Source organism: Acidocella sp., assembly GCF_052326845.1.
Taxonomy (GTDB): Bacteria; Pseudomonadota; Alphaproteobacteria; order Acetobacterales; family Acetobacteraceae; genus Acidocella.
Genome location: NZ_JBKQJR010000105.1, coordinates 1 through 16,901, shown reverse-complemented (window position 1 = coordinate 16,901; position 16,901 = coordinate 1). Strand labels below are relative to the sequence as shown.

The 16,901-nt window shown below is 64.4% G+C and carries 17 protein-coding genes and 1 pseudogene; 6 read left to right on the top strand and 12 right to left on the bottom strand.

Going from position 1 to position 16,901, the window contains the following annotated elements; translation table 11 throughout:
• Positions 1-61: 61 nt before the first annotated feature.
• The 7 genes and pseudogenes from ACLPJJ_RS06980 to hutI form a co-directional block, all read right to left on the bottom strand.
• Positions 62-415, bottom strand: coding sequence for a sulfatase-like hydrolase/transferase (locus ACLPJJ_RS06980; RefSeq protein ID WP_443590225.1), 354 nt, complete (start codon positions 413-415; stop codon positions 62-64).
• A 257-nt stretch (positions 416-672) separates the two neighbouring features.
• A pseudogene (locus ACLPJJ_RS06975) lies at positions 673-942 on the bottom strand (ATP-binding protein); the annotation flags it as partial.
• 19 nt (positions 943-961) lie between these two features.
• Positions 962-2,587 carry an acyl-CoA dehydrogenase family protein gene (locus ACLPJJ_RS06970; protein WP_443590224.1) on the bottom strand — a complete coding sequence of 542 codons (1,626 nt, stop codon included), beginning with the start codon at positions 2,585-2,587 and terminating at the stop codon, positions 962-964.
• A 138-nt stretch (positions 2,588-2,725) separates the two neighbouring features.
• Positions 2,726-4,393 carry a urocanate hydratase gene (hutU, locus tag ACLPJJ_RS06965; RefSeq protein ID WP_443590223.1) on the bottom strand — a complete coding sequence of 556 codons (1,668 nt, stop codon included), beginning with the start codon at positions 4,391-4,393 and terminating at the stop codon, positions 2,726-2,728.
• Positions 4,390-5,178: an N-formylglutamate deformylase gene (hutG, locus tag ACLPJJ_RS06960; RefSeq protein WP_443590222.1), complete on the bottom strand. Its 789-nt coding sequence runs from the start codon at positions 5,176-5,178 to the stop codon at positions 4,390-4,392. The genes hutU and hutG overlap by 4 nt, the downstream gene beginning before the upstream one ends.
• Complete coding sequence (hutH, locus tag ACLPJJ_RS06955; protein ID WP_443590221.1) at positions 5,175-6,683, bottom strand: histidine ammonia-lyase; 1,509 nt, start codon at positions 6,681-6,683, stop codon at positions 5,175-5,177. Before hutH ends, hutG begins: the two co-directional genes overlap by 4 nt.
• Positions 6,680-7,852: an imidazolonepropionase gene (gene hutI, locus ACLPJJ_RS06950; RefSeq protein ID WP_443590220.1), complete on the bottom strand. Its 1,173-nt coding sequence runs from the start codon at positions 7,850-7,852 to the stop codon at positions 6,680-6,682. Before hutI ends, hutH begins: the two co-directional genes overlap by 4 nt.
• A 72-nt stretch (positions 7,853-7,924) precedes the next feature.
• Between hutI and ACLPJJ_RS06945 the strand changes: the two genes are divergently transcribed.
• Complete coding sequence (locus tag ACLPJJ_RS06945) at positions 7,925-9,217, top strand: formimidoylglutamate deiminase (protein WP_443590219.1); 1,293 nt, start codon at positions 7,925-7,927, stop codon at positions 9,215-9,217.
• A 1-nt stretch (position 9,218) separates the two neighbouring features.
• Positions 9,219-9,953 carry a histidine utilization repressor gene (gene hutC / locus ACLPJJ_RS06940; RefSeq protein WP_443590218.1) on the top strand — a complete coding sequence of 245 codons (735 nt, stop codon included), beginning with the start codon at positions 9,219-9,221 and terminating at the stop codon, positions 9,951-9,953.
• A gap of 14 nt (positions 9,954-9,967) precedes the next feature.
• Here hutC and ACLPJJ_RS06935 read toward each other — a convergent pair whose 3' ends face one another.
• On the bottom strand, positions 9,968-10,474 hold the full coding sequence (locus tag ACLPJJ_RS06935; RefSeq protein ID WP_443590217.1) for a desulfoferrodoxin family protein: 507 nt from the start codon (positions 10,472-10,474) through the stop codon (positions 9,968-9,970).
• A gap of 120 nt (positions 10,475-10,594) precedes the next feature.
• Between ACLPJJ_RS06935 and ACLPJJ_RS06930 the strand changes: the two genes are divergently transcribed.
• From ACLPJJ_RS06930 to ACLPJJ_RS06920, 3 genes are all read left to right on the top strand, one after another.
• Complete coding sequence (locus ACLPJJ_RS06930; protein WP_443590216.1) at positions 10,595-11,023, top strand: NUDIX hydrolase; 429 nt, start codon at positions 10,595-10,597, stop codon at positions 11,021-11,023.
• 154 nt (positions 11,024-11,177) lie between these two features.
• Positions 11,178-12,209, top strand: a complete 1,032-nt coding sequence (locus ACLPJJ_RS06925; protein ID WP_443590215.1) for an adenosine deaminase — start codon at positions 11,178-11,180, stop codon at positions 12,207-12,209.
• A gap of 143 nt (positions 12,210-12,352) precedes the next feature.
• Positions 12,353-12,652: a PilZ domain-containing protein gene (locus ACLPJJ_RS06920; protein WP_443590214.1), complete on the top strand. Its 300-nt coding sequence runs from the start codon at positions 12,353-12,355 to the stop codon at positions 12,650-12,652.
• Positions 12,653-12,725: 73 nt separating this feature from the next.
• Here the strand turns inward: ACLPJJ_RS06920 and polX are convergent, their stop codons facing one another.
• Together polX and ACLPJJ_RS06910 are read right to left on the bottom strand one after the other, a co-directional pair.
• Positions 12,726-14,450 carry a DNA polymerase/3'-5' exonuclease PolX gene (polX, locus tag ACLPJJ_RS06915; protein ID WP_443590213.1) on the bottom strand — a complete coding sequence of 575 codons (1,725 nt, stop codon included), beginning with the start codon at positions 14,448-14,450 and terminating at the stop codon, positions 12,726-12,728.
• A gap of 28 nt (positions 14,451-14,478) precedes the next feature.
• Complete coding sequence (locus ACLPJJ_RS06910) at positions 14,479-14,973, bottom strand: DUF3775 domain-containing protein (RefSeq protein WP_443590212.1); 495 nt, start codon at positions 14,971-14,973, stop codon at positions 14,479-14,481.
• Between the two features lie 100 nt (positions 14,974-15,073).
• Here ACLPJJ_RS06910 and ACLPJJ_RS06905 point away from each other — a divergent pair, with 100 nt between their 5' ends.
• On the top strand, positions 15,074-15,526 hold the full coding sequence (locus tag ACLPJJ_RS06905) for a YbhB/YbcL family Raf kinase inhibitor-like protein (protein WP_443590211.1): 453 nt from the start codon (positions 15,074-15,076) through the stop codon (positions 15,524-15,526).
• Here ACLPJJ_RS06905 and ACLPJJ_RS06900 read toward each other — a convergent pair.
• Both ACLPJJ_RS06900 and ACLPJJ_RS06895 read right to left on the bottom strand, forming a co-directional pair.
• Positions 15,523-16,239 (bottom strand): BON domain-containing protein, encoded by a 717-nt coding sequence (locus tag ACLPJJ_RS06900; protein ID WP_443590210.1) that lies wholly within the window; start codon positions 16,237-16,239, stop codon positions 15,523-15,525. The genes ACLPJJ_RS06905 and ACLPJJ_RS06900 overlap by 4 nt on opposite strands.
• On the bottom strand, positions 16,236-16,787 hold the full coding sequence (locus ACLPJJ_RS06895; RefSeq protein ID WP_443590209.1) for an HPF/RaiA family ribosome-associated protein: 552 nt from the start codon (positions 16,785-16,787) through the stop codon (positions 16,236-16,238). Before ACLPJJ_RS06895 ends, ACLPJJ_RS06900 begins: the two co-directional genes overlap by 4 nt.
• Positions 16,788-16,901 lie beyond the last annotated feature (114 nt).

Here is a 16,901-nt window from a genome sequence, read left to right as displayed (position 1 = left end):
GACGTAACCCCCATTCCGCAGGCTTGGGCGGCAGCACCGAGATCGCCAGCGGCTCGCCGGGCTACAGCTCGGTGCTGCCGCCCATGCCTGCGGTATGGTGGTTACGTCCTGTTAACAACGCCTGACGGGTCGGCGAGCACAGGGCCGTCGTGTGGAAGCGGTTATACTTCAGGCCATCCGCAGCCAGCTTCTCGGCATTCGGCGTTTGGCAGGGGCCCCCGAAGGCGCTCGCGGAGCCAAACCCCGCATCGTCGAGCAGGATGATCAGAACGTTGGGCGCGCCCTCCGGAGGACGAAGCTGTTCGATGGGCGGAAACTTTGTGTCCGGGTCCTTCGCGTCGTAGGTGATGAGACCACGTCGCGCAGTGTTCTGTATAGGAAGGTGGGCACGGTGTTTCGTGTCTTCTTTGCTCATGATTGCGGGTTCCTTTGCGTGGACGTATTTTTATGGCCTTCTCATCTGCTCGGCGGACATCGAGGGGATGGAGGGCAAAAAAGGCAACGCTGGCCACAGAAATCTGGCCAAGAAACGTTATACGCAATCACGAATTATTGCCATTATATATATTAAGGTAATGGCAAGCTGTCGATTTCCGCTGAGATCTGACCTGGGATTTTCATCGAGATTTGACCCGGGTGGTTGCGGTTATTTGCTATGCTTGGTGCGGTGGGTCAAGGCTTGGTTTTTCTCCTTTGATTGGTTTTCGGCAACGAGCTTGCACGGAAGCTGTTATTGCCGGTTTCAAGGACATGGCAATGATGGGTAAGGCGATCGCGCAGAGCGGTGGTCATCTTCGCATCGCCGAACACGCCTGCCCGCTCGCTGAAGTTTAGATTGGTGGTGATGATCACGCTGGTACGCTCATAGAGCTTGCTGAGCAGATGGAAGAGCAAGGCACCGCCTGAGGGGCTGAACGGGAGGTATCCCAGTTCGCCGAGGATCCGGACGATCCAGAAACATCTACCCTGGGACCAGCACCGCCGCGCGCTGCAATATCGCCGCCGCCCCTGCCCCCACCGGCAGCGCCCCGAACGCAAACCCGCCGCCCTGCCCCAGACGCGTCGCGCAAAACGCCTCGGCCAGCGCCGGGGGCGCGTGGCGCAGCAGCAGGCTCGCCGTCAGCGCCACCGCGAGCTGCTGCGCCAGTTGCCGCGCATGGCCCTCCGTGGGCGGCGGCAGAGGTGCAACCAGCCACTCATCCAGTGCCTTGTGCCCGCCCGCCGCCAGGGCGATCTCGGCCCGCAGCGCCGCGGCGGCCTCCGGCTCGCGCGTCAGGGCGCGAAGAACGTCCAGGCAGATGACATTGCCCGAGCCCTCCCACAGCCCGTTCACCGGCGCGTCCCGGTACAACCGCGCCGCCGCGTGCTCCTCGATGAAGCCATTGCCGCCATGGCATTCCATCGCCTCGGCCGCCACGGCCGGGGCGCGCTTGCAGATCCAATATTTGGCAATGGGCGCCAGGATGCGGAACAGCGCCGCCTCGGTGGCGTCGTGCGCGGCGTCAAGCGCGGCGGCGGCGCGCATGGCCAGCCACATCGCCCCCTCGGCCTCTAGGGCAAGGTCCGCGAGCACGGCCTCCATCAAGGGCTGGTCGGCCAGACGGCGCTGGAACGCCGTGCGGTGGCTGGCATGGTGGATGGCCAGAGCCACCGCCTGGCGCATCAGCCCTGCCGAACCCAGCGCGCATTCAAGCCGGGTGAGCTGCGCCATCTCCAGAATGGTGGCGATGCCGCGCCCCTCCACCCCCACTAGCTCCGCCTCCAGCCCGCGGAACTCCACCTCCGACGAGGCGTTGGAGCGGTTTCCGCATTTATCCTTCAACCGTTGCAGCAGCAGGAAATTACGCTCGCCCTCGTCGCGCCAGCCCTGCGCCAAAAAACAGGAAATACCAGCCTCCGTGCGCGCCAGGGTAAGGAACAGGTCGGAGGTGGGAACGGAGAAGAACCATTTATGCCCGGTGAGCCGGAACTTCCCGCCGCCAGCCTGGGTGGCGGTCGTCTGCGTCTGCCGCAGATCCGAGCCGCCCTGCTTCTCGGTCATCGCCATCGCCACGGTGAGCGCGGTTTTGGCGCCCGGCGGCACGGGGGCGGGGTCGTAGCCGGGCGACAAGATCTTCTCCCGGAATTTTTCCAGCAGCGCCGGCGCAAGGCGCAAGGCGGCCAGGGAGGCGAAGGTCATGGCGGCGGGGCAACCCACCCCGGCCTCCCCTTGCGACCACAAATACGACAGCGCGGCCCGCGCCGTTTGCGCACCTGGGCGGTCGGCATTCCAGCCCAGCGCATGCACCTCATCCGCCCGCAGCATGATCATCAGTTCGTGCCAGGCGGGGTGGAACTCCACCTCGTCGATACGGTGGCCGAACCGGTCATGCGTGCGCAGCTCCGGCGTATGACGATTAGCGTCCCGCGCCAGGGCCTGCATATGCGCGCTGCCGATGCGCGCGCCGCAGGCCGCCAGACGCTCCTGCGCCCAGGTGGTGCCAAACGCCGCGACTGCGTCACACAGCGCGGCATCGCCCAGATAGGCATTGAAGCCAGCGAATTCCGGCGGCTGGTTCAGCACCTCGTGCGTGGCATAGCCGGACATCTGACGTTCCTCTTGTTTGTTTGACCATAACGCTAGCGGCGTCCGCCCCCCGGATACAGCAGCGCTTCTTCCCTTCTTCGAACAAGGCGCGGGGAGCATCGCCATACTCCGGGCAACCCGGCAAAAAGCTGCGCAGGGTCAGCCGAAAATCCCCGGCAGGTCGAGCCCCTTCTCGCGCGCGCAGTCGAGGGCGATGTCATAACCCGCATCGGCATGGCGCATGACGCCGGTGGCCGGGTCGTTCCACAACACACGCTCCAGGCGCTTGGCCGCTTCCGGCGTGCCGTCGGCACAGATAACCATGCCCGCATGCTGGGAGAAGCCCATCCCCACCCCGCCGCCATGATGCAGCGACACCCAGGTGGCGCCCGAGGCGCAGTTGAGCAGCGCGTTCAGCAGCGGCCAGTCGGATACGGCATCGGAGCCATCACGCATGGCCTCCGTCTCGCGGTTGGGCGAAGCAACCGAGCCTGAGTCGAGATGGTCGCGGCCAATGACGACAGGCGCTGAGAGCTCTCCCTTTGCCACCATCTCGTTGAAGGCGAGCCCGAGGCGGTGGCGGTCGCCTAAGCCGACCCAGCAGATGCGCGCGGGCAGGCCCTGGAAGGCGATGCGCTCCTTCGCCATGTCCAGCCAGTTGTGCAGATGCTTGTTGTCAGGCAGCAGCTCCTTCACCTTGGCATCGGTCTTGTAGATGTCCTCCGGGTCGCCCGAGAGGGCCGCCCAGCGGAACGGGCCGATGCCCTCGCAAAACAGCGGGCGGATATAGGCGGGCACGAAGCCGGGGAAGGCGAAGGCGTCCTCCACCCCTTCCTCCTGGGCGCGCTGGCGGATGTTGTTGCCGTAGTCGAAGGTCGGCACGCCCCGCGCGTGGAAACCCAGCATGGCGCGCACATGCACGGCCATGGAGGCGCGGGCTGCCTTCTCCACGGCGGTGGGGTCCGTCTCGCGCTTGGCCTCCCATTCCGCCACGCTCCAGCCAATCGGCAGGTAGCCGTTCACCGGGTCATGCGCCGAGGTCTGGTCGGTGAGCAGATCGGGCTTCACGCCACGTTTCAGCAGCTCGGGCAGGATTTCGGCCGCGTTGCCTAGCAGGCCAACGGAAACCGGCTTCTTCTCGGCACAGGAGCGCTCGATGATCGCCAGCGCCTCGTCCAGCGAGTCGGCGCGCATGTCCACGTAGCGGGTCTTCAGGCGCATCTCGATGCGGCTGGCTTGGCATTCGATGGCAAGACACGAAGCGCCCGCCATGGTGGCGGCCAGAGGCTGCGCGCCTCCCATGCCGCCAAGCCCGGCGGTAAGTACCCATTTGCCCGCAAGATCGCCGCCATAATGGCGCCGCCCGGCCTCGACGAAGGTCTCATACGTGCCCTGCACGATGCCCTGGGTGCCGATGTAAATCCACGAGCCCGCCGTCATCTGCCCGTACATCATCAGGCCCTTGCGATCGAGCTCATTGAAATGCGCCCAGTTGGACCAGTTCGGCACGAGGTTGGAATTGGCGATGAGCACGCGTGGGGCATCGGTGTGCGTGCGGAACACGCCGACCGGCTTGCCCGACTGCACGAGCAGGGTCTCGTCGGCCTCCAGGCGCTTGAGCGTGGACACGATGCGGTCGAAGCTCTCCCAGTCCCGGGCGGCCCGGCCGATGCCGCCATACACCACCAGCTCCTCCGGTCGCTCGGCCACCAACGGGTCGAGATTGTTCATCAGCATGCGCAGCGGCGCTTCGGTGAGCCAGGATTTGGCAGAAAGCGCCGCCCCGTGCGGAGCGCGGATGACACGGGCATTGTCGAGACGCGTCATGGGCAAAGTCCTTTCAGAATATCTTGCAGAACAGGCAGAATGGGCGCGGCAGGGTTGAGGGGCGCGGGCCAGTTTTCGGGCGTGGGCGTTGCGGGCTCGTCCATGTAGCCGCGCATGGCGAGTTCCATCTGGATGGCGTGAACGCCGGCTTGCGGGTTGCCGTAATGGCGGGTGATCCAACCACCCTTGAAGCGTCCGTTCAGAACCCAGGAGAAGCCGGAGCGCGCGCAGATTTCGGCAACGAGGGCTTCGTATTCCGGTGCGCAGGAGGTGCTGCCATTGGTGCCGATGCTGAGCTGCGGCAACTCCCCTGGGAACAGCCGGGGGATATGGCTGCGGATGGAGTGGCAGTCGTAGAGCACGATGTTCTCATGCTTCGCGCGCAGCCGGGCGATCTCGCCTTCGAGCGCCGCATGATAAGGACGAAAATAAAGCGCCAGCCTGCGTGCGGTCTCCGCCTCGTCCGGCAGAGCGGAGGCATAGAGCGGTTCGCCGGCGAACGTTTCGGCGGGGCAGAGGCCGGTCGTCGTCTGGCCCGGATAGAGCGAGGCGCCGGACGGGTCGCGGTTCAGGTCGATAACCGTGCGGGAGATATTGGCGGCGATGATCGTCGCATCCAGCGCCTCGGCGAAGGCATAGAGCGCGGGGATGTACCAGTCGGTGTCCTTGCGCGCCCGCCAGCCGGAGACGAAACACCCTGCGAATTCCTCAGGAATTTCCGTGCCCCCGTGGGGCATCGAGAGGATCAGCGGCGCCTTGCCACGGCGCAGGGTGAACAGGTTCATGCCAGCCCCGGCAGGGCGGCATCATCAAGCGCGCCAGCGGCAAGCAAGGCGATCGCCGCCTCGATGTCGGGCGCAAAATACCGGTCCTCCTCCAGATGCGGGACTTTCGCGCGCAGGGTGGCGCGAGCAGCCTCCAGCGGGGCGGATGAGGGCATAGGCCAGAAATCGCACCCCTGCACGGCGGCGAGCCATTCGATGGCGATCACCGCGCGCAGATTGTCGTTCATCTCGGCCAAGCGCCTGGCGCCATGGGCAGCCATGGAGACATGGTCCTCCTGGTTGGCCGAGGTGGGGATGGAGTCGACCGAAGCCGGGAAAGCGCGGGTCTTGTTCTCGGAGACCAAAGCCGCAGCCGTCACCTGCGGAATCATGAAGCCAGAATTGAGGCCGGGACTTGGAGTGAGGAAGGCAGGCAGGCCGGAAAGCGCCGGGTCCACCAGCATGGCGACGCGTCGTTCGGCAATCGAACCGATCTCGCACACCGCCATGGCGATCATGTCGGCGGCGAAGGCCACCGGCTCGGCATGGAAATTGCCGCCCGAGAGCGCTTCGGTGGGGTTGATGAAGATCAACGGGTTGTCGGTCACGCCGTTGGCTTCCGTTGCCAGCGTGGCGGCGGCCTGACGCAGCACATCCAGCACCGCGCCCATCACCTGCGGCTGGCAGCGCAGGCAATACGGGTCCTGCACACGCGAATCATTGACGAGGTGCGAGGCGCGGATGGCGCTGCCCGCCATGAGGCCGCGCAGGGCATCGGCGACCTCGGCCTGCCCCCGGTGGCGGCGCACCGCATGGATGCGCGGGTCGAATGGCGCATCTGTGCCCTTGGCTGCATCGGTCGAGAGCGCGCCGGTGACGAGAGCGGAACGGAACAGGCGCTCGGCCTCGAACAACCCTACCAGCGCGTTTGCGGTGGAGAATTGCGTGCCATTGAGCAGGGCCAGCCCCTCTTTGGGGCCAAGCACAAGCGGCGCAAGCCCGGCCTGCGCCAGCGCCTCAGCGGCGGGAACACGCGCACCGTCCACAAAGAACTCGCCCACGCCCAGCATCGCGGCGGTCATGTGCGCAAGCGGCGCGAGATCGCCCGAGGCGCCGACCGAGCCCTGGGCGGGCACCACGGGGATCAGGTCGAGCTCAAGCAGGGCGGCGAGCATGCGCACCGTCTCGACGCGCACGCCCGACACGCCCTGGCCGAGCGAGCCGAGCTTGAGTGCCATCATCAGCCGTGCGATGGGCACCGGCATGGCCGGGCCGACACCCGCCGCATGCGAGAGCACGAGGTTGCGCTGCAGCGTGGCGAGGTCATCGGGCGCGATGCGCACGGCAGCCAGCTTGCCGAAGCCGGTGTTGATGCCATAGGCCGGTTCGTTACGAGACAGAATTTCTTCAACCGCCGCGGCACCCGCCGCGATGGCGGGCAAGGCGGCCTCATCCAGCGTCAGGGATGCACCGCGATAAATCGCGCGCCATTGCGACATCGTTACGTCGCCGGGGGAGAATTTCATGAGGCACTCCAAATTCGTTTATAAATCGGATTGAAGCCAAGCCTGTAGACAAGCTCGGCAGGACGTTCGATGTCCCAGATCGCCAGATGGCATTTCGCCCCAGCCCGGAGCACACCAACATCGCGGCGCCCCAAGGCGGTGGCGGCGTGGCGGGTGACGCCGAGCAGACACTCGGTGACGGTGAGGCGGAACTGTGTCGCCGCCATATTCATGGCGAGCAGCAGCGAGAACAATGGCGACGTGCCGGGGTTGAGATCGGTGGAGACGGCTATGGGCACGGCATGCTTGCGAAAAGCGTCGAGGGGCGGCAGGCGCGTCTCGCGCAAAGTGAAGAAGGCGCCGGGCAACAACACCGCCACTGTGCCGGCTTCGGCCATGGCGCGGACGTCGGCTTCATCAGTGCATTCGAGATGATCGGCTGAAAGCGCGCGGTAGCGCGCGGCAAGAGCAGCTCCGTGCAAATTGGAGAGCTGATCAGCATGCAGCTTCACGCGCAACCCGGCTTTTGCCGCGGCGTCGAAAACCTGCTCGGTCTCCGCAGGCGAAAAGGCGATGGTCTCACAGAACGCATCCACCGCCTCGGCCAGATAGTGCCGGGCCACATGGGGGATCATCTCATCACACAGCAGGCGGAGATACTCCTCGCGCGGACAATCCGGCGGGACACTATGCGCGCCGAGAAAGGTTGTGAAAATATCTGCAAGATCGCCAAGCCCACGGGCGACCTCGAGGCATTTGTATTCGGCCTCGGGCGAGAGCCCGTAGCCGGATTTGATCTCCACCGTGGTCACTCCCTCGGCCAGCAGCGGCGCCAAACGCTTGCGGGCGGCAGCATCCAGCGCGGCGGGCGTGGCTGCGCGCGTGGCGCGCATGGTGCCGAGAATCCCTCCACCAGCGCGCGCGATCTCCTCATAGCTGGCCCCCTCAAGCCTGGCTTCGAACTCCGCCGCGCGGTCTCCGGCGAAGACCAGATGCGTGTGGCAATCGATAAGCCCCGGGGTAATCCAGCGGTTTTCGCAATCGACGACCTCATCGGCCGGCAGGTCGCGGGCCGGACCGGCATAGATGATGCGCCCCCCCTCCTCGGCCAGCATGCCATCCTCGACCACGCCCAAGCCGGGCATGTCAGGGTTCATGGTCGCCAAACGGGCATGGGTGAAAACGCGCATCGCAAGTTCGGCCTTGGCGGATGGTAAGTTTCAATTGTATATACAATATCGGAGATCGACAGGGGCTGTCCAGTGTCAAACACACATTTGTTCCGTCACGCGCTGCTGCCCGCTGGCTGGGCCGAGAATGTGCTGCTGCGCGTGGAGAACGGCGTGATCGCCGAGGTGCGGTCCGGCTTGGCGGGCGGGCATGGCATCGCCTTGCCGGGCATGCCCAACCTGCACAGCCATGCGTTTCAGCGCGCCATGGCCGGGCATGTGGAGCGCCGGGGCGCGGAGCAGGACAGTTTCTGGACCTGGCGGACGCTGATGTACAAGCTCGCCCTCTCAATGTCGCCAGACGATGTGCAGGACGCCGCGACGCTCGCCTTCGTCGAGATGCTTGAAGGCGGCTTCACGTCCGTTGCCGAATTCCATTATCTGCACCACGCGCCAGACGGCACGCCTTACCACGATATCGGCGAGATGGCGGCACGCCTCGCAGCGGCAGCCGAGGCGGCGGGTATCGAGCTGCTGTTGCTTCCCGTGTTTTACGCCCATGCGGGGTTCGGCGGCGCAGCACCCGCCCCCGAGCAGCGGCGCTTCGTCTCATCGCTTGATGGTTACACGAAACTTTACGAGCGCTGCGGCGCGCTGGCGCCCTCCGGCGTGGCGCCGCATTCGTTGCGCGCCGCCACAATGCCTGAGGTAAAGGCGCTTGCGGAACTGGCGGGCAGTCGGCCCGTGCATATCCACATTGCCGAGCAGGTGGCGGAGGTCGAGGCCTGCCTCGGCTTTTGCGGCCAGCGCCCGGTCGAGCATCTGCTGGACAATGCGCCGGTCGGGCCGAATTGGTGTCTGGTGCATGCCACTCACATCACGCCGGATGAAGCCACGGCGATGGCGGCAACCGGCGCCGTCGCCGGGCTGTGCCCGGTCACCGAGGCCAATCTGGGCGACGGCATCTTCCCGGCCCAGCATTTTTCCGGCACCTGGGGCGTGGGGTCGGATTCCAACGTGCTTATCGACCCCGCGCGTGAATTGCAGATGTTAGAATATTCGCAGCGCCTCGCCCGGCGCGCCCGAAACGTAATGGCATCACCCGGCGAACCGGCAACCGCCACCGCGCTCTACCAGGCGGCTGTGGCGGGCGGGGCGCAGGCGCTTGGGCTGCAAGGCGGACTTCGCCCCGGCGCGCCTGCCAGCTTCGTCACACTGGACGGCGAGACGCCAGAACTTGCCCTGTCGCAATCGGTATTCTGCGCCCGCCAGCCCGCCGTGCGCGATGTGTGGGTGCGCGGCCGCCAGGTGGTGGCGCAAGGCCGCCACGCTCTTGCACAAACCGCGCGGCTGCGGTTTGACGCAATGGTGAACCGGTTGGTCTAAGATGGACGAGAAACCGCCCAAACTCTACGAGCAGGTAAAGACCTACCTGCTGGAGGGCATCGCCGCCGGACGCTGGGCCGAAGGCGGCAAAATTCCCTCCGAATTCGAACTGATGGAAACGCTCGGCGCCTCACGCATGACGGTGCACCGGGCCCTGCGCGAAATGTCGGCTGACGGGCTCCTGCTGCGCGTGCAAGGGGTTGGCACTTTCGTGCAGCCCCGCGCCCCGCGCGCCACGCTGCTGGAAGTGTATGACATCGCCGAAGACATAGGCGCACGCGGCCACACCCACCGCGCCGAGGTTCTGCGCCTCGAAGCACTGCGCGCCGACGCCGCGCTCACCGCCGAATTCGGCCTGCCGCCCCGCGGCAAGATCTTCTATTCCGAGATCGTGCATTACGAGAACGACGACCCCGTGCAGTTGGAAGAGCGCTTCGTCTCGCCGGATTTCGCTCCGGGTTATCTCAAGCAGGATTTCACCATGCTCACCCCCAACCGCTATCTGCAATCCATCGCCCCGCCAGCGGAGGTTGAGCATATCATCTACGCCATCACGCCGGACCCGCATGTGCAGGCCAGGCTGAATGTCGGGCCGCACGAGCCCTGCCTGCGCCTGCTGCGCCGCACCTGGACGCAGAAGGGACCGGCGACACGCTCGGTGCTGACCCACCCGGGCAGCCGCTACTCGCTGGGCAGCCGCTACCGGCCTGCCGCGTGGTCCCCCAAGCCTGGCTGAAGCCGGAAAGCTGGCTAGACCATCATCGTCTTGACCCAGAAATCATGCCGATTGCAGGTGCTGGTAACGGTGACCTTCCCTGTATATCCAGCCGGAAGGGTATGCGTCGAAGCCGGCTTGTCCTGCCAAGTGAAGGTCTTGCGATCGAGGAATTTCCCGTTTTCAAGAACCACGGTGTGACTCACGATGTAGTGGGGTTCACTCATCGGATGCGGCGTCACGACGGAAAGCTGGCTGCCTGAGACTGTCACATTCGGCACATGCAGCTGCACCACTTGCTGCCAATGGCCTGGGTTATCCTCGGTAAAAATGATATTTAGTTCAGGATCCACACCCGAACTCATGCCCATGGGGCCCTGGCTCATTCCGTATTGGGCCAGAGCAGATACAGGAATCGCTGCTGCCGCGGAAGCGAGAGCAGTTTTAGCAAGCAAACGCCGTTGCATGGTGTTCCCTCCAAATGAGGCCCCAAGCAGCGGCCCCGCCAAGTAAAATACTCCCGGCGGCAGCGCCGCAGACATGAAAATTGATCCAGCTGTGCGGAGAGGAGCTGAACGACACAGGGTGCGCAACTCAGACTAGACCAATTGCTTATTGAAATAGCCGCCACTCCGTCTCTACACCTCCTCGACATGAACAAGGTGGCCAGACAATCCGGGGTAATCCCCTACCGGCTCGCACCGGACGGCTTGCAGGTGTTGCTCATCACCTCGCGGGAGACGCGGCGCTGGGTGATTCCCAAGGGGAATATCGGCCGGGGACGAAGCACCCGCGCGGCAGCCGAGCTCGAAGCCTACGAGGAAGCCGGCGTCCGAGGGGTCACGGATAACATACCGCTCGGCTTCTACACGTACCGGAAGACCCTGGCGGATGGAACCGCCCAGCCGACGGTGGTCGAGGTCTTCGCCCTGCATGTCAGGAAAAAAGCCCAGAACTGGCCGGAGAAGGCAGAGCGGCAAACCCTGTGGATGCCACCTCAGGAGGCGGCGAAGCGCGTCCTGGAACCGGGGCTGGCGGTGCTGCTCCTCCGGCTGGCCGAATGCCACCAGCCCTGCAAGAGCGCGGCGTGAAGTTCGCGCGGCCTTCCCGCCCCCCGGCAAAGGGAAGCCATCAGCGCCGCTCCTCGCGCAAACAGGCCCCCCCTCTTGCAACCTCACGACCTTCCGTCCGATACAACCCCGGATAAAGCCATGCCGCAGACCGTGCATGGATGAGGAGTAGGATATGGGCTTGCAAGACGCGCGAACGGAACTTGAAACCTTCATCACTGGCCTGCCCAAGGCGGAGCTGCATCTGCACATCGAGGGCTCGCTGGAGCCCGAGCTGATGTTTGCCCTGGCCCGGCGCAACGGACTGGAACTGCCATTCAAGACGGTGGAGGATGTTCGCGCGGCCTATAACTTCTCCAACCTGCAGGATTTTCTGAACATCTATTATGCTGGCGCGCAGGTGCTGCGCACGGAAGAGGATTTCCGCGACCTCACCGTTGCCTATTTCGACCGCGCCGCGGCGGATGGCGTGCTGCATGCGGAAATCTTCTTCGACCCGCAAACCCATACGGACCGGGGCATCCCCTTCGCCGTGGTGGCCGAGGGTATTCTAGGCGGCATGGCGGAAGCACAGGCACGCCACGGCATCACCTCGAAGCTCATCCTGTGCTTCCTGCGCCATCTGGACGAGGACGCCGCCTTCGCCACCTTCCGCATGGCCGAGCCATGGCTGGACCGCATCGCCGGGGTGGGGCTCGACTCCTCCGAGCGCGGCCACCCGCCGGGCAAGTTCGCCCGCGTCTTTGCCGCCGCCGGGGAAGCGGGGCTGAAGCGCGTCGCCCATGCCGGAGAGGAAGGCCCCGCCGCCTATGTCTGGGAGGCGCTGAATACCCTGCATATCGACCGGCTGGACCACGGCAACCACGCGCTGGATGATGAAACCCTGGTCGAACGCCTGGTGGCAACGCAGATGACGCTCACCGTCTGCCCGCTTTCCAACGTCCGCCTTTGCGTGGTGCCGGAGATCGGCGCCCACCCCATCGACACCATGCTGGCCAAGGGCCTGCGCGCGACTGTGAACTCCGACGACCCAGCCTATTTCGGCGGCTATATCGGCGAGAATTTCAAGGCCGTGGCGCTTGGCCGCCAGCTCAGCCGCGAACAGCTGGTCACGCTGGCCCGCAACAGCTTCCTCGGCGCGTTCCTGGACGACCCCACGCGGCAGGACTACCTCCGCCGGCTGGACGCCTACGCCCAGAAGGGATGAACCCGCTGGGCGGGAGCCCTGGCAGCAGTGGAAGTTCAGGGAGCCTCAAGACTGCCGCCCTTCTGCCCCAACCCCGGGCCACGCCGCCCATCAACAACATTTGACTGGATTTTTCTGTATAGACCCACCTAAATATTACGAACATGGAAAATAAAACACAATTATTGCGGAGCGAGTTGCAGACGCTTTTGGATACAGAAAAGCGACGGGCAAAGCGCACCCCCGTGAAAAGAACTGGCCGCCTTGCGTTTGGCGGCTTAACCCCGGGCATAGTTGGCTGCCAGATTCTTGATTTATCGGAGACCGGCGTTCGCGTCAGAACATTCGCCACGCTCGATCCTGTTCCGGAATTTTTTTCAATTGAGTTCTGCGACGTCTTTAGCCGCGCGCGGCTGCGCTGGTCCAAAGATCAAGAACTGGGACTTGAATTTATTTTCGATTGATCTGCGTTCGCCACAGGGATGGACGCCCTGGCAATGGCATTGCCACCATCATCGACACGACGATTAAGCCTTCCTAGCGGCGCTGGCGCAGCAGGCTCAGCAGTTCGCCCTGCGGTCGCGTGTTCAGCACATCCGCCGCTTCCAGCCAGCCCCTGCGCGCCTGGTCCACGCCGAAGCGCATGAAGCCGAGTTCCGGCTCGGCATGCGCATCGGTGGAAATTACCACCTTCAGCCCCAATGACTTGGCGAGGCGGCAATGCGCGTCGTTAAGGTCAAGCCGGTCCGGCTGGGCGTTGAGTTCCAGAAAACAGCCGCGTTCCAGCGCACCGCGCATCACCCTCTCCACGTCCACGGCATAAGCCGGGCGCTGGTTGATCAGCCGCCCGGTGGGGTGGGCTAGAATATTGAAATAGCGATTATCCATCGCGCGCAGGATGCGCTCTGTCTGCTTCGGCTGGGGCAGATCGAAGCGCGAGTGAATGGCGCCGACCACCAGATCGAGCTTGCTCAATATGGCATCCGGCAAGTCCAGCATGCCATCTTCGAGAATATCCACCTCGATCGCCTTCAGCACGGTGAAACCCTTCAGCCCGTCGTTCAGACGGTCGATCTCGTCCATCTGCCGCGCCAGGCGCTTGGCATCCAGCCCATGCGCAATGCCGAGCCTGCGGCTATGGTCGGTAATGGCGATATAGCCATACCCTCTGGCACGCGCCGAAGCGGCCATCTCGCGCAGGCTCGCCCGGCCATCCGTCGCATCGGTATGGATGTGCAGATCGCCCCATATATCCTTCACCGACACCAAATGCGGCAAGCGGCCATGCCGGGCGGCGTCGATCTCGCCCTGGCCCTCGCGCAGTTCCGGCGGCACGTAGCGCAGGCCAAGCCGTTCGTAGAGTTCCTCCTCCGTGCGCCCGGCAATCTGGCGCACGCCCTTATGCAGGCCGTATTCGTTGAGCTTCAGCCCCTGCTCGATCGCGATCTGACGCAGCGCGATGTTATGCGCCTTGGAGCCGGTAAAATAGAGCAGCGCGGCGCCGTAGCTCTGCTCCGGCACGACGCGCAGGTCCACCTGCAAACCGCTGCGTAGCCGCACGGTGGCGCGGGTCGGCCCCTGCTCCACCACTTCGGCCACCGCCTCGTAGCCGGTCAGGCGCTTCATCACCGGCTGGCTCGGCACGGCCGCCACCACGATGTCGATATCCCCAACCGTCTCCCGCCGGCGCCTGTAGCTGCCCGCGATTTCGGCCTGCCGCACCCCATCCGCCTGCCACAAATCCTGCAGCAGCGCATTGGCAATCTGCTCCGCAGTGGCAATGCTGGTGCGAGGCACCGCACCCGCGCCCGACGCAAGTGCGCGCAGGACCTTCACCTCCAGCCCGCGGCCGAAGCCCGGCACGGTGCGCAGTTTGCCCGCATTGGCGGCCTCGGTCAGGGCCGCAACGGTGTCGATGCCCAGCGTCTCATGCAATTGGTGGACGCGCCTCGGCCCCAGCCCCGGGATCGCGAGCAACGCCGCGATCCCGGGCGGCACCTCACGCTCCAGTTCATCGAGCATCGGCAACTCGCCGCCCTGTGCGAGGGTGGCAATCTTGCCGGCAAGGTCCGGCCCTATTCCCTGCAACTCATCAAGGTCCGCGCCCGCGGCCAGCATATCCGCCACGCTGCGCGGCAATTCACCCACCAGCCGCGCCGCCCGGCGATAGGCGCGGACACGGAACGGATTGGCCGCCTCGATGTCGAGCAGATCGGCGATCTTCTCGAGCTGGGCGGCAATCTCGGCGTTGCTGATCTGCATCCCGCTCTCGTTTTTGACCCGTTCGCCGCTAATCCTGAACACTCGCGCAATTCAGGCCAAACTGCGACAGCGCTTCTTCCAGATAATCGGCCAGCAGCGGCATGCCGAGCAGATACTCCGCCGTGCGGCCGTTATAGGCATTCACTGCCTCGGCACGCAGCGCCCCCCAGCCGTCGAGATCGCCATCGCCACGGCCAAGCCATGCCAGCGTGACCAGGTCGATCTGCGCATCCTCGCTGAGATCGTCGATGACGCTGGTGATCTCGGTGGTCACCGGGTCGTCCTCGTGATCCTCCAGCACGGCGCGCATATCGTCGTCAGTCGGGTTGGAACCGGGATCTGGCTCCGATACTTCATCCTTGGCGTCAAATTCGCGCGCCTTGCCAATGATGAAACAGATGGTTTCGAGCGGAATTGACAGGTTCGGTTCGTCAGCCATGGTTCCCTCGCTTTGTTCTTGTGCCGCCGCAACACTTTCCAGAATGCACACCACCGCGGCCCGTTCATTGATTTGCCGCAACATTGCACAAATTTAAACACCGTGCGATCTCCGTACGGCAGCGCCAAATTGAAAAGAAGCTCGTAGACTGCGGAGCACGGCCAGACTTCAGCGGAGAGCTGTCATGCAACTCATCAGCCCGGCCTTCATGGCCTATGAATGGATACCAGAACGCTACACCTGCGATGGCGATGATGTCTCACCACCGCTCTCCTGGTCGCACCCGCCCGCCCATACGCGCAGCTTCGCGCTCGTCTGCTCCGATCCGGACGCACCGCACGGCACATGGTATCATTGGGCGATTTACGACATCCCCGCCACAACCAGGGACTTGCCCGAGAACTGGCCGCCGACCCAGGCCACGCCGCCGCAGGGGCTCAATGATTTCGGCCATATGGGATATGGCGGCCCATGCCCGCCGAATAATGGGCGGCCGCACCATTATCAATTCATGCTTTACGCGCTGGATGTTGAGAAGCTGGCAGTCCCCGCACGCCCGCATTGCCGGCACGTCGCCGCCGCCTGCGCCAATGCGCTGGCGCAGGCAAAGCTGATCGGCCTGTACGGAAGGAACTAGCGGACTTCTAGCAGGTTCACGACCTGGTCAACACCGCAGACATACCACGCATCATCCTCGGCAAGCTTGCGCTCTGCCGGGTGTGGCACGCTGCCCGTTAACGTCACGGTCCGCCTGCGCGTGTACACATGGATACTCTCGGCATTGATCAACGGGTCCTTCTCCAGAACCTGCAGCACCACGTCCGTCACGGCAGCCTCGCTATCCTGCTCCGGCGGCGTCACGCTGATGCCGTTGATGACATCGCGGCTGCCTGGCACCCACCAAGCCAGCACGCCGGCAATGCGCTTCTCCCCGGGACCCGGCACGTCGCCGGCCAGCGTCACCACGCCATCATCAACACGGACCTCGATCTGGCCATCCGCATCCGGCGGGGCCTGCATTGTTTCCACCTGTCCCTTGGCGCGGACCCGAATCACGCAAGAGGCAAGTGCCACTTCCTGCACCAGGGCGTCACGCACCAGGTCGAGGATTTCGCCATCACCCATCGGCGTGGAAGGCCGGACGCGCAGCTTGTCGATGATCCGGCTCACGCCCGGAATCCGCGCCGCCGCTTTCAGAGCCAGCTTCTTGCCGGCGATATGGTCCACCTCGCCCTCCACCGTCAGCTCGCCATTGGTAAAGCCTAGATGGATATGGCCATTGGCTTGAATCCGAGGTTCGCTCTGCAGCGCGGCACGCACCGCTTCCAGCACCTCCTGTCCCGTGGTCATAGCGGAATGACTGTGCTGGCATGAGGCCCTTTTTCACCTTCACCGGCATCCGCCACGTAGCGCACCTTGTCGCCTACGTGCAGATCCTCGAACCTGCCGCCGACGACAGCATTCTTATGCAGGTACAACTCATTGCCCTCACTCGTGCGCAAGAAGCCGTAGCCCTTGTCCCGCACCAGATGCACGATCTCGCCCTCGTCCGTCGGGACATGCGCCTTGGTGTCGCCGCGCATCTCCCTCACGTAATCCTGTAACTCGCGCCTGGCGGCGTCGAAAGCATCCTTGATCGCGACATGAATATCTTCGTTCTCATGATGCGCGGGAGGCACGCGCTTCACCACGATCTCGCGCCCCGGCACGACCAGATCCACACGGACATGGTACAGGTTTCCATGATGGTGGCGCCTATGGTCGGGCTCGACCATAACCTTGCATGCGGTGATCCGGTTGAAGAACCTTTCGAGATGGTCCACATGTTCACGGATCGAGTCCTCGATCCCCATCGGCGTGTCCATCCCCCGGAAGGCGATTTGAACTTGCTCTTGCATAAGAGCCTCCTGGGCGAAGCTAGGAACCTACACCCAAGCTCCCGGAAGTGGCGTTAATTTTTAGTCAAGCACAGGTTCAGAAAGCGTCATGGCAGGCCAAGACGGCCAGCCCGA

Bases quoted from the DNA above. Each gene is read 5' to 3' on its own strand.
- ACLPJJ_RS06910 (WP_443590212.1), bottom strand. From the start codon at position 14,973: ATGTTGCGGCAAATCAATGAACGGGCCGCGGTGGTGTGCATTCTGGAA.
- hutI (WP_443590220.1), bottom strand. From the start codon at position 7,852: ATGCGCGTTTTCACCCATGCCCGTTTGGCGACCATGAACCCTGACATG.
- hutH (WP_443590221.1), bottom strand. From the start codon at position 6,683: ATGAAATTCTCCCCCGGCGACGTAACGATGTCGCAATGGCGCGCGATT.
- ACLPJJ_RS06895 (WP_443590209.1), bottom strand. From the start codon at position 16,787: ATGCAAGAGCAAGTTCAAATCGCCTTCCGGGGGATGGACACGCCGATG.
- ACLPJJ_RS06905 (WP_443590211.1), top strand. From the start codon at position 15,074: ATGCAACTCATCAGCCCGGCCTTCATGGCCTATGAATGGATACCAGAA.
- polX (WP_443590213.1), bottom strand. From the start codon at position 14,450: ATGCAGATCAGCAACGCCGAGATTGCCGCCCAGCTCGAGAAGATCGCC.
- ACLPJJ_RS06900 (WP_443590210.1), bottom strand. From the start codon at position 16,239: ATGACCACGGGACAGGAGGTGCTGGAAGCGGTGCGTGCCGCGCTGCAG.
- ACLPJJ_RS06920 (WP_443590214.1), top strand. From the start codon at position 12,353: ATGGAAAATAAAACACAATTATTGCGGAGCGAGTTGCAGACGCTTTTG.
- ACLPJJ_RS06935 (WP_443590217.1), bottom strand. From the start codon at position 10,474: ATGTCTGCGGCGCTGCCGCCGGGAGTATTTTACTTGGCGGGGCCGCTG.
- ACLPJJ_RS06925 (WP_443590215.1), top strand. From the start codon at position 11,178: ATGGGCTTGCAAGACGCGCGAACGGAACTTGAAACCTTCATCACTGGC.
- hutC (WP_443590218.1), top strand. From the start codon at position 9,219: ATGGACGAGAAACCGCCCAAACTCTACGAGCAGGTAAAGACCTACCTG.
- hutU (WP_443590223.1), bottom strand. From the start codon at position 4,393: ATGACGCGTCTCGACAATGCCCGTGTCATCCGCGCTCCGCACGGGGCG.
- ACLPJJ_RS06980 (WP_443590225.1), bottom strand. From the start codon at position 415: ATGAGCAAAGAAGACACGAAACACCGTGCCCACCTTCCTATACAGAAC.
- hutG (WP_443590222.1), bottom strand. From the start codon at position 5,178: ATGAACCTGTTCACCCTGCGCCGTGGCAAGGCGCCGCTGATCCTCTCG.
- ACLPJJ_RS06970 (WP_443590224.1), bottom strand. From the start codon at position 2,587: ATGTCCGGCTATGCCACGCACGAGGTGCTGAACCAGCCGCCGGAATTC.